Here is a 12422-nt window from a genome sequence, read left to right as displayed (position 1 = left end):
TAATAGATGTTGAGACATGATATTAATAGATGCACCCAGATGGTAGGGGGAGTTGCTAAAGTAACTCTCTCTCTTTATTTTTTAGAGAAATATTCATAAGCTTACCTAAAAAATCAAAACCAAAGCTTCATAATTAAACCTAATTTTTTACAGAATCTTTAAAGTAAAACCTTGACTTTATAATAGATGTTGAGACATGATATTAATAGATGCACCCAGATGGTAGGGGGAGTTGCTAAAGTAACTCTCTCTCTTTATTTTTTAGAGAAATATTCATAAGCTTACCTAAAAAATCAAAACCAAAGCTTCATAATTAAACCTAATTTTTTACAGAATCTTTAAAGTAAAACCTTGACTTTATAATAGATGTTGAGACATGATATTAATAGATGCACCCAGATGGTAGGGGGAGTTGCTAAAGTAACTCTCTCTCTTTATTTTTTAGAGAAATATTCATAAGCTTACCTAAAAAATCAAAACCAAAGCTTCATAATTAAACCTAATTTTTTACAGAATCTTTAAACTAAAACCTTGACTATATAACAGATGTTGAGACATGATATTAATAGATGCACCCAGATGGTAGGGGGAGTTGCTAAAGTAACTCTCTCTCTTTATTTTTTTAGAGCAATATCAACAAGATAAACCGAGATTAAATCCAACAAGAGTTCATCAATCTAAAAATTAGTTTTTCGCCACATTTGCCCAAACAGACAGAGAACTCATCCAGTAAATCCAAAGGTTTTGCTCAAACCCAGAACAAATTTCGGTATAACTAAAGCAGTAAAGACGCTGCTGAAACCAACCAGAGATGCAACAACAAGCTGATCAGATATTCAAGCAGGGAATTCTACAATACCAAAGCCAGCAATTTGAAGCCGCCCTGCAAACCTGGCAAAAAGCCCTCACCCTCTATCACGATCTCAATGATCGTAAACGAGAAGGAGCAACATGGGGCAATCTAGGTGTCGCCTATGAAGCATTGGGAAATCTCGATCAAGCTATCAAATCTTATCAGCAACACTTGGCGATCGCAATCGAAATACAAGATCTCAAAGGACAACTCAACGCCTTAGGAAACTTAGGAAATACTTACTACACCCAAGGAGATTATCACCAAGCCATCAGCTACCAACAACAACAGTTAGCGATCGCCCGTCAACTCCAAGATCCCCAAACGACAGCCCAAACCCTCTCCAATTTAGCGATCACCTACCATACCTCGGGCGAGATTCCCCAAGCCATAGAATACTATCAGCAACAGTTGGCGATCGCCAAACAAACAAACAACCGCCCCTCTCAAGGAAACGCCCTCAAAAATTTGAGACTCGCTTATCAAACCCTGGGGGAAGATACACACGCCCAAAACTGCTATCAACAACAGTGGGCAATGCTGCGTCAATGGTTCCTAGACGAAAAAAGCGATGAATTCGTGCGAATTGCTCAAATTGTCGGTTTAAACCTCTTTGAAGACCTCGTAGGGGCAGATATGAGCGGTTTTGACTTGTATTATGCCGACCTTCAAGGTGTTAATCTGGAAAATGCCAATCTCGCCCAAGCAAACTTAGCCCTGGCTGACTTAAGTGGTGCTAAACTCACAAAAGCTAACCTCACCCAAGCGATTCTGAGTAATGCCAACCTCCGAGATGCCGATCTCAGCCATGCAAATCTTTATCAAGCTGATTTACGAACGAAACTACCTCGTGCTAACCTAAGCTATGCAAATCTCAGAGAAGCTGATCTCAGTAGCGCTTATCTGTCGCAGGCCAACTTGAGTCATGCCGACTTGTCCTCAGCTAATCTAAAATATGCTGACTTGAGTGGGGTAGATTTGAGAAATGCCAATTTGCAGGACGCTGACTTGAGTCGGGCTGAGTTAAAAGATGCCATTGTTGAGAAGGTTTGCTTTTCAAAGGCGATCGGAATTTCTCGGCGCATTCAATCTGAATTAGTTGAACGAGGAGCTATTTTTGAGCAGAATGAGTAATGTCTGGGCAAATAAATTTAACGCTGAAAATTACACTCAAACCTAAGATTAGTAATAGATAGTTAAGAACTACAATGACTCGTGTAGAAGGATTATGGCCCCACAATATTAGTCCAAATCGCTTGGCTGTTTTAGAATGTAAGTTAGCCATTTGGTTGCGATCGCAGGGCTTGAAATCAGAAGTTAAAGTTGAAAATCTGCAAGTTCTCACCCAAAAAGCTGCCGCCGCAGGTGTTGATTTTTCTCAACTGCAAAACCAGATTAAAACGATTATAGAAGCGAAAACAGAAAACCTTTTAGAGTTGGCAGATTTTGTTGGTTTAAATCCCTTAGAAGATTTTGCAGGTGCGAGACTATTAGGCGTAAATCTAACAGGTTTAGATTTGAGTGGGGCTGAGTTGAAAGGGGCTTATCTCAGAGGTTCAGATTTAAGTGATGCTGACTTGAGTAATGCTGATTTACAAGAAGTTAATTTAAGCGGGGCTGACTTAAGTGGAGCGTTATTGAGTGATGCAAATTTAACTCAAGCAGATTTACATCGGGCGAGTTTGGCGTTAGCGAATTTAAGTGGAGCGAATTTAAGTGGAGCGAATTTAACTGAAGCCAATTTAAGTAATTGTAACTTGAGTAATTGTAATTTAAGTCATGCGATTCTTAAAAATACCAACCTTAATCAAGCGGGTTTTGCGTTAACCAACTTAACAGGTGCAGATTTTACCGGAGCGAACGTTAAACAGGCGAGAATGTGGCATGATGCGGGTTTATCGGAACAAGTTAAACAAGATTTAATTAAACGAGGAGCTATTTTTGAGGAGTAAAACTATCTTTTAAGTTTATGGGGTTTTTGGTAATTAAGGGTTTAAGATGTGTTCGGGGGTTAAGTTTAATTCTGGAAAACTCGGCGAATTAATTCGATTTTCTCCCCGGAATTCTGCGCTATCGTAAAACCCCGAAACTAACGTTAAAACAGAGACTTTGAGTTCTTGCGGATCGATAATCCAATATTCGGGAATTTCTAAAGCCGCATATTCAGAGCGTTTGTAACGGTAATCATCATCGGGGTTATTAACGCTCACAATTTCAACTGCTAATAGGGGAGGTTCTTCGAGAATTGCCGATGGTAATGTTTTGAGAACTTGACGTTGAGTTTCAGTAATTACGATTAAATCAGGAATGCGAGATTTTGTAATTCCCGTTCTCACTCCCACATTTCCAGGCATTACAACCCAATCTAATTGTATTCGTTGAATTTCAGCCGATAATGCTTGAAATAAAAACAGAAGAATCAAAGCGTGTAATCCACTAGCAGGAGGCATCGGAATTAATTCTCCGTTGAATAATTCATATTTTAAATCACTATTATCTTTCAAGTCAAGATAATCTTGAAAGCTGTAAGCTTTGGTTGCGGTTTCTAGCATAGGAGTTGCTCAACTGCAATTAGGGTGTAAGATTATTTTAGCAAACACTGACTGAATAACATCTAATCTCATCTGAGTGAAAATTAATTAAACTAAACCCTCAGTTGATTATATCAATCACTAATTTAAGTGATGCTATCGTCAAAAATACTAACTTAACTCAAGTAGGTTTTAAGAAAAGAAAACAGCCAGACTCAGAAAAATAGTCATCTGGCTGCTAGAATTTACCTCTTAAATCGGAGAAACCTCACCATTCAACTCAGCAGAATCATCAAGATTTTAGTCAGCCAGTTGTACACCTTTCAAAATGGCTAACAAGTCGTTGCTGGCTTCATCGTAGACTTTGGTATCACCTAAATCTTGTTCAAAGATCAGGGAGTCAAGGGTGAAACCGTCTGCAAGTTTAAACGAGTCTTGGGAGGGGAGGAAGTCGAGAATGAGTTGATATCCGTCTCCGAAAAACAGTTCAAACTCGTCTTCTCCCGAACCCCCCGTTAAGGTGTTGATGCCTTCTCCACCCGCCAGGATATCACTTCCATCCCCACCGATGAGGCGATCATTGTGTTCTCCCCCGTTGAGGGTATCATTGCCCTGGCCGCCGTCGAGGGTATCTTTTCCGGCATCTCCGGTTAACTCGTCGTCTCCTCCTTGGCCGTAGAGTTGGTCATTGTTTTCTCCCCCACTTAAGGTATCTTGACCCTCGCCTCCGTCTAACAGGTCGTTGTGGTTGCCGCCGGATAACTCGTCGTTGCCGTCGTCTCCCAACAAGATATCTCGGCCGTCTCCGCCGTCGAGGATGTCGTTGCCGGTTCCACCGTCGAGATAGTCTTTTCCGTCATCGCCTCGGAGGTGATCGCTGTCCTCGTGACCCCAGAGGGAATCTTTACCCTCGCCTCCGGTGAGGTCGTCTGCACCCTGGCGTCCGTAAAGGTTATCGTGACCGGTTCCGCCGTCTAGGATGTCGTTGTCCTCACCACCGTCGAGGAGGTCGTGACTGTTTCCACCGTAGAGGGTGTCTTCTCCAGTTTGACCCCAGAGTTCATCCCGGCCGTCGCCGCCGTCTAGGATGTCGCTGTCCTCGCCGCCGTCGAGGATGTCGTTGCCTTCATCGCCGTAGAGGGTGTCTTTGTCCTCGTTACCCCAGATAAAATCGTTTCCTTGACCCCCGTACAGGGTATCCTCTCCCTGGCGGCCGTAGAGGTCATCGTTGCCGTTTCCGCCGTCGAGGAAGTCGCGATCCTCCCCGCCGTCGAGGAAGTCGTTTTGATCTCCCCCAAACAGGCTATCTTCTCCGGTTCCGCCGTAGAGGATATCCTTACCCCCTTCTCCAAACAGAACATCCATACCGGCTTCGCCTTGGAGGGTGTCGCGACCGCTACCCCCGGAAAGGTAATCATCTCCCTCGCGTCCAAACAGTTCGTCGTGGCCTTGGCGACCGGAGAGGAAGTCATCGCCGGTTCCGCCATCGAGATAGTCGTGACCTTTTCCGCCATCGAGGTCGTCTCCGTCTGCTTGACCGTAGAGGGTGTCATCGCCGGCTTCCCCCAACAGTACATCTTCGCCTTTTCCGCCGTCGAGGAAGTCGTTTCCTTGTTGGCCGTCGAGGTCGTCGTTGCCGTCTTGACCCATAAGGCTGTCATCTCCCCGACCGCCAATGAGGTTATCATCTCCGGTTCCCCCGTCGAGGGTGTCGTCGCCGTCTCGTCCGTCGATGTAGTCCTTGCCGCCGAGTCCGCTGAATTTGTTGTCGTTGGCGTCTCCAATTAAGCGATCGCGAAATTCTGACCCTTCCAGGTTTTCAATGCCTTCATAGCGATCGCCCCGCGAGTCTCCACGACCACCGCCACCCCCGGTTGTCAGGTCAGCGATCACCCCGAAACTGGAGGTAAAGAAGGATGCGGTATCATCGCCCTCTCCGCCGTTGATGGAGTCGGCCCCCTCGCCGCCAACGATGAAATCATTTCCGTTATCGCCGTAAATGGTATCGTTGTCTTTGTCTCCGTAGAGGAGGTCATCGGCTTCGCCACCGGAGAGGGTGTCTTCTCCCTCGTTGCCATATAGTTCGTCTTCTCCATCATTCCCCGCCAACAGGTCGGCGCCGAAGCCCCCGTAGAGGCTATCTTTTCCGCCGTCTCCGTTGATTTGGTCGTTGCCGTCGTTGCCATAGAGTAGGTCTTGGCCAACGCCGCCGGAGATGTTGTCGTCGCCGTCGTTTCCTTCGATCTGGTCGTCTCCCTGGTTGCCTTCGATCTGGTCGTTACCAGACCCACCGGTGATCATGTCGTTGTCTTGGTTGCCTTTGAGGATGTCGTCGCCGTCGCCGCCTTCGATGTTGTCTTCTCCGAGTCCGCCTTCGATCTGGTCTTGGCCGCCGTTTCCTTCGATCTGGTCGTTTCCGTCATCGCCGGTGATTTGGTCGTCACCTTCGTTACCTGTAATTTGGTCATCATCTTCGTTTCCGGCGATCGCATCGTTGCCCTCTCCGCCGGAGATGTTATCACTGCCTTGGTTTCCTTCGATGTTGTCATCTCCGCCATCGCCGGTGATTTGGTCGTCGCCTTCGTTACCTTGGATAGTATCGTTATCATTACCACCTGAAACTGTATCATCCCCAAGCCGACCAAATAATAAGTCATTATCCTCACCGCCCAAAAGAGAATCATTTCCAGAACCACCATCAACAAAGTCCTGGCCATTTTCTCCTCTTACACTATCATTGCCATCGTCTCCACTAAGATTATCGCTGCCAATTCCACCCCGTATATCATCATCTCCACTATCACCATAGGCAATATCATTACCTGTACCGACATCGATAATATCGTTATCAGAACCACCAGAAACCCAATCATCACCATCACCACCAGCCAAAACATCGTTTCCAGCTTCACCCCTAATAAAATCTGTCCCAAAGCTGGTTTCAATGAAGTCGTTTCCTAGACCTCCTTGAATGTCGTCATTGCCATCGCCAGTTGTAACTTGTAGTGGAATCGATATTTCTACTGACTCAACGACAGTATCATCTTGACCCCCATCAATCAGAATTTGAGTGATTCCCGTATCATCGTAGGTTTGAGTTAAACCGAACGAAGTTACCTTGATAGAACCCTTTTCAACCTTGACATACTCAAAGTCGTCTTCAATGTTTACAATCTCCCGATTTTCGGCATTTTCCCCCAGGTTAATTTGTAAAGTACCACCTTGAATGGCAGTAGCCAACTTCGGAGAACGAGCCAGTGTCATATTACTCGTATCAAAGCCAGCTACCTTTACACGAGGGCTTTCCCACTCCCATCGCTTGCCGGCTCCCCAATCAGGCCAACCAACTTCAGCATAAGTTCTTACACCAGCAGTAATTTCTCCGGCAACTTGTAGAGGCCAAAGTTCTGAAAAACGTGCTTTTTGATCTCCATCTTCATCGACCACATCAAACCATAAATCTCCATAGATACCACCCTGGACTCCGCCACGGGCTACAATCGCTTCTGCTGCACCCCCAGCTTCGATGCCCACATCTAGGTTAAGGATTGGTGCATCATTCTCTGTTCCATTATCAGTGTCATCCACATAAAAACCATTTAAAACAGAAGCAAAATTCGCAGGATCAAATGGATCTTCACTTTCAATAAGCTGTTTAAAGCCGTATGTATCAAATCCCAAAGAAAGGGCACCTGCAAATCCTCCGCTACCAGCCAAAGTGATACCTAGCGGGCCTGTAAGGGGGATGTACTCATTCATGGAAAAGCTACCGCTAATACCCGGTGGAGTATATTTGATCAGGTCGAGGTCTTTTCCAAGAAAAAGATTAAAGAAATTCAGAGGATTCTTTAAAATGGGAATTTCAAATCCACCTCCGGGTAAAGTCTCAAGAGATGAAACAAAAGTACCATATCCAGAAAATGGATTCTCGGGAGGTAGGGGGTTTTCAGGATCTGGTGTTAGGTCTACAGCATCAGGTTCTCCCATTGATGTTAGTTGTTCTTGAAAGCTTTTAATCTCCTCTATCGGATTAATAGATGAAATCTGGCTAAGATCGAAGTTTGGATTGGTCAGATCGAAGTCTTGAAGTTCATAAGAACCAAGTTCGAGTTCAAAAGTCTCACCGTCTGGTACGCCTGGAAGTGCATTAATAATATTAACAAGCTGAGAGAGGTTATCAATCAAGCCCCAGTCGAGATTATCAGAGAAAGAATAAGCCAAATCAATAAGACTAAGTTTTCCATCGCCATTTGCATCAAAAATACTTCCCAACTCTGGGAAATCATTAAGAAGTATAATCTCTGCTTGTAGAGCTTCGGCAAAAGGCCCAATTGGTTGGGTTACGGACTGAACATTTCTCAAAACTGGATTGACAATATCAGAGAAAAAATGTCCGGCATCCAGGGTTATATTTTCAAATGCCACCTTCTCGGGCCGAGAGTTTACTCCGATGTATGATCCCTCACCACCTATTTGTGCTTCTGCAATATCCCAATCAACAGTAAAATCACTTGTTAAAGAGGGGAGGTCAATATCAGAATTAAGAATTTTTGTTTCCAATTCTAGGTTGATATTTAGCTTTCCTCCTAATTGTGCAGAAGTATCATCAATTGAAATTTCACCATTGCCATCGGAGTCTAAATCCATATTTAAACTGATATCAAATGAAGTACCTTCTTCATTTGTCTTATTTTTTGCATTGAGAGCCAAAAAACCTAAAGTGGCTTCAAATTCAGCAGAATCTCCAAGTTTAATTAATCCTTCTATTCCAATGTCATTTTCATTGTTAAATTTTAATTTAACACCCTCATTTTTAGACAGTTCAACATCAAAGTTTAGAGCGACGCTTAAGTTAGCTTGAACGTCATTATCTTCACCTTTTATTCGCATTCCAAGAGCTGGAAGCCCCGACTCCAGAGAGAAAGGAGAAGATACCCCAATTTGAGAGTTGATATTTACGGAAAAGGTTAAAGAATCTTCAGTTTGGTAAGTTGGATAAGTTACAGTTCCGAAGCTGCTGAGAGACGCTCTAAGGTTGTTAATAAAATCTGTTGCATTTGTAGGAGTTACTAACAAATTATTAAAAGCATTCTTGAGAGGGTTAATTAAATTATTATCTATGCTCTGCTGTAGGGCATTTTCCTCTAAAAGTGGAATGTCTGTTAAAAAAGCTGATTGACCTAAAATATCGCCCAAATTATTGGAAAAATTTGTCAATTCTGTTTTAACAAGCCCAAAGTTATCACCTTGATAAGTTGCCATTGAATTATCCTCTTTCAGTAAATAGCTTGGGTTAAGAGATGGTCTGGAAGTTTATGATTGAGATAAGTTTCTCGTTTAGCAAAATATTGTTTAGTATGATTAGATCAGTGTGAAAGTCGATTCTCGCCAGCATAAGCCGCATTCGCCCCACCCAACTCGGCATCCGATCGCACTTCAAACAGGGTTAAATCCTCAAAATTTCCCGACGCCCACTGTTGTCGCAACTCCTCCAACCGAACCGCATCAAAGCGATCGCCAAACACCTCTTGAATTTTGACCATAAAATCTTCGCTTAAAGCAAAGTCTTTCAAATAAATTTTGGCTGTCTCTAAAGCCGATTCTACTACTGTATAAAAGACCGTATAACTGGTAGTATACATCACCCGATCCTCCTAAAAAATACTTGATTAAGTCCGACAAAAAGTGTTAGACTTATGAACAATAAAAAGTATTCAACGATGTGACTCAGAGCCATCAACCGTTTTGAGTTGCGAAATATTTTAGATTCTTAATTTTGCATCAGAATCTAGCTTTTTCTGGGGGTTACTCGAACATTTCCTTAAGGGGTGGACTGAACAGATTCTTACCACCGGAAGGGTTTGCAATGGCGAGTGTTGTGAAGAATCTCGGAGATTCCTTGTTTCACTCAGAGCATCTAACGAACTATATAACTTGTTGGATAGTTCTAAATGTAAAGGATTTATTGATCCCAAGCAAACCCGTTTTAAAACGCTGGAAACCCTTGTCAGTTAAGGGAAAAACCTTATGTATCAAGAAAAACCTTGGTATTTTTGGGTTGTTCTTAAAGTTTTTTAATATTTTTTTAGATTTAAGCAATGAAAAGCGGAAGACGTTTGAGTTGGAAGTCGGGTAAGCAAAATGCCAAAATATTGGTTGCAGCCTTAAATGGTTTGGCGAATGGACAACTCGACGATACTAACCTCGATAAAGAAGTTCGGGTGGAGTGGGATGGAAATCATCTCCGGGTGAAAAAGACAACCCTCCAGGGGTTAAGCGAGTTAACCCAGGAGTGGGGTGAGGAAATTGATACCGAAAAAATTCGCAATGCGATTAAATGTTTAGACAAATTGGGATTTCTCGAAGATAAACGCAGTAAAAACAACTCAAAAACACAGACAGGTTCTAAAGAATGGCGGTTTATGCTGAAATTGGTGGATAGAGAACCCCAGAAAAACTTGGATTGGTTATTTGGAAAAGAAGGTGAATTAGGTGAATGGGATATTAAGTATGAACAAATGAAAGCCTCCGATTTATTATCTAAAAACAGTTATAACGGAAAACAATTGCCTCAAGAACAGATTATAGATGACTTAGAAGAAAAATTATTTCAGTGGAAAGTAAAGCAAGAAACTTTTTATAGTTCTCCTCCTGCGGCTTGTTTGACAGACGAACAGCCTATATTTTTTGATTCCTATGTTTTTGAAACCGAACCTTTCCGAATTTTTGTCCATATAGAAAGCGATTTAAAAACTTCAAGATTAACCCTTGATGAATATAAAATTTACAAAATTAGTAATAAAAGCAATAGTGATCAGGTTTTATCCATTGATGATTATAGAAAACCTGATTTAAGTCAATATCAAGAAACAATATTTAAGTTATTTTGCAATCAAATCTATCCTTACTTATTTAAAAAAACAGGATTTAAAATCACTGTGTTTAATAGTTTTAAAGCCAATATCGGTTTAAATTCTAGCGATGCCTTTTCTCTTTGTTTTGCTCAAGGCTTAGTTAAAAAATATTTAGATCTTGACAAGTATAAGCAAGCTTTGGGATTACAAGATGCAAGTCAACAAAAAGTTATTTTAGAATTAGCATCAGCACTCAACAATTGTTTTGATGAAAATCAAGTTGGGTATGACAAATCAGTTTGAGTTAGATCATTCTTGGGTTCACCTTGACTGACTACCCAATCAGCGGAGATCGCCCCCTTTGATCTGCGGCGTAATAATCAGTCTGGGTGCAACTGAAGCCGACGACTGCTGCTAAAATAGATCGACTTGGGGATCAGCCGAATCAAATTAGGGATTATCATAATAGATGTCGAGTCACAGATGACTCCGTTCCCAGCGGCCTCCTGTGACCCATAGCCCATTTGCTGCACGAAAAAATCACCAATTATGTTCGACGCCCTTGCTGAACGCTTAGACTCCGCCTGGAAAAAACTCCGGGGTCAAGACAAAATCACCGACTCCAATATTCAAGACGCCCTGAAAGATGTCCGTCGGGCTTTACTCGAAGCCGATGTTAATCTCCAGGTTGTCAAAGAATTCGTCGCCGAAGTCGGGGAGCAAGCACAAGGGTCGCAGGTATTGTCAGGCGTGCGACCAGGAGAACAGTTCGTCAAAATCGTGCATGATGAACTGGTAAAGGTCATGGGAGAAAGTAACGTTCCCCTGGCTGTAGCCGACTCAGCGCCAACGATTGTGTTAATGGCCGGTTTACAAGGGACGGGTAAAACCACCGCCACGGCTAAATTAGCCCTGCATCTTCGCAAAGAAAACCGCAGTGCGTTGATGGTGGCGACAGACGTCTATCGACCTGCGGCGATCGATCAGTTGAAAACCCTCGGCCAGCAGATCGAAGTTCCGGTGTTTGAACTCGGAAGTGATGCCGATCCGGTGGAAATTGCTCGTCAAGGCGTGGAATACGCCAAAACCCAGGGCGTTGATACCGTGATTATTGACACCGCAGGTCGTCTGCAAATCGATCAAGATATGATGGCGGAACTCGCCCGCATCAAAGCGGTTGTTCAACCCCATGACACGCTGTTGGTGGTCGATGCGATGACCGGACAAGAAGCCGCGACCTTGACCCAAACCTTTAACGAACAGATTGGCATTAGCGGCGCAATTCTGACAAAATTAGATGGGGATAGCCGAGGCGGTGCAGCCCTTTCAATTCGGCGAATATCCGGTGCGCCGATTAAATTTGTGGGGGTGGGTGAGAAAGTCGAAGCCCTGCAACCGTTTTACCCGGAACGGATGGCTTCTCGTATTTTAGGAATGGGTGATGTCCTGACGCTGGTTGAAAAAGCGCAGGAAGAATTCGACATCGCAGATGCCGAGAAAATGCAGCAGAAGATCATGGAAGCCAAATTTGACTTCACAGACTTCTTGAAGCAAACTCGGCTGATGAAAAATATGGGTTCTCTGGGGGGTTTGGCAAAGTTGATTCCGGGGATGAATAAAATCTCCCAAGAACAACTTGAACAAGGAGAACAACAGTTGAAGCGATCAGAAGCGATGATCAATTCAATGACGACAGAAGAACGTAAAAACCCCGAGGTATTGGCGAGTTCTCCCTCTCGGCGTCGGCGGATTGCCAAAGGGTCGGGTCACAGTGAAAAAGACGTGATGCGACTGGTGGGCGATTTCCAGAAAATGCGGGGCATGATGAAGCAAATGGGTCAAGGGAGTTTTCCCGGAATGGGAGGAATGCCCGGAATGGGAGGAATGCCCGGAATGGGAGGAATGCCCGGAATGGGAGGAATGCGCGGTGCAGGGGGTGGCAAAAAGAAAAAGAAAGCCAACAAGAAGAAAAAAGGGTTTGGACAACTGTAAAGCAGCGACAACAGAAACGTTAGACAATAGACCCATACACTATCGGCGAAGTCAATGTTTCCACGGTGATTATTTGAGAGATTACCTCAAAATAGCGATCGCGCTTTGTTGCTAGCTTGACCTCAAAGTTCATCAGTCTGACAACATCCCCAGTCCCTATCCCTATGCCCCAGTCCAAAAAAATAGCTTACA

At 43.6% G+C, this 12422-nt stretch carries 7 protein-coding genes; 4 read left to right on the top strand and 3 right to left on the bottom strand.

The window, feature by feature from the left end:
* The first annotated feature begins 811 nt into the window (after positions 1-811).
* Together M595_RS04055 and M595_RS04050 are read left to right on the top strand one after the other, a co-directional pair.
* A complete protein-coding gene (locus M595_RS04055) occupies positions 812-1987 on the top strand; it encodes a pentapeptide repeat-containing protein (RefSeq protein ID WP_023064726.1) in 1176 nt (391 codons plus the stop codon).
* Positions 1988-2061: 74 nt separating this feature from the next.
* On the top strand, positions 2062-2805 hold the full coding sequence (locus tag M595_RS04050) for a pentapeptide repeat-containing protein (RefSeq protein ID WP_023064653.1): 744 nt from the start codon (positions 2062-2064) through the stop codon (positions 2803-2805).
* Between the two features lie 33 nt (positions 2806-2838).
* On the opposite strand, the gene M595_RS04045 is transcribed toward M595_RS04050, so the two are convergent.
* The 3 genes from M595_RS04045 to M595_RS04035 form a co-directional block, all read right to left on the bottom strand.
* On the bottom strand, positions 2839-3405 hold the full coding sequence (locus tag M595_RS04045) for a Uma2 family endonuclease (RefSeq protein ID WP_023064674.1): 567 nt from the start codon (positions 3403-3405) through the stop codon (positions 2839-2841).
* A gap of 279 nt (positions 3406-3684) precedes the next feature.
* The gene (locus M595_RS04040; RefSeq protein ID WP_023064636.1) at positions 3685-8646 is read right to left on the bottom strand and encodes a calcium-binding protein; all 4962 of its coding nucleotides are present in this window, start codon (positions 8644-8646) and stop codon (positions 3685-3687) included.
* A 104-nt stretch (positions 8647-8750) separates the two neighbouring features.
* Positions 8751-9026: a hypothetical protein gene (locus tag M595_RS04035; RefSeq protein WP_023064619.1), complete on the bottom strand. Its 276-nt coding sequence runs from the start codon at positions 9024-9026 to the stop codon at positions 8751-8753.
* A gap of 456 nt (positions 9027-9482) precedes the next feature.
* Between M595_RS04035 and M595_RS04030 the strand changes: the two genes are divergently transcribed.
* The gene (locus M595_RS04030) at positions 9483-10541 is read left to right on the top strand and encodes a hypothetical protein (RefSeq protein ID WP_023064720.1); all 1059 of its coding nucleotides are present in this window, start codon (positions 9483-9485) and stop codon (positions 10539-10541) included.
* A gap of 246 nt (positions 10542-10787) precedes the next feature.
* A complete protein-coding gene (gene ffh / locus M595_RS04025; RefSeq protein ID WP_023064652.1) occupies positions 10788-12230 on the top strand; it encodes a signal recognition particle protein in 1443 nt (480 codons plus the stop codon).
* Positions 12231-12422: the final 192 nt, after the last annotated feature.

This window comes from Lyngbya aestuarii BL J, assembly GCF_000478195.2.
Taxonomy (GTDB): Bacteria; Cyanobacteriota; Cyanobacteriia; order Cyanobacteriales; family Microcoleaceae; genus Capilliphycus; species Capilliphycus aestuarii.
The sequence above is the reverse complement of the archived record's forward strand: the minus strand, read 5'-3'. Positions and strand labels throughout refer to the sequence as shown.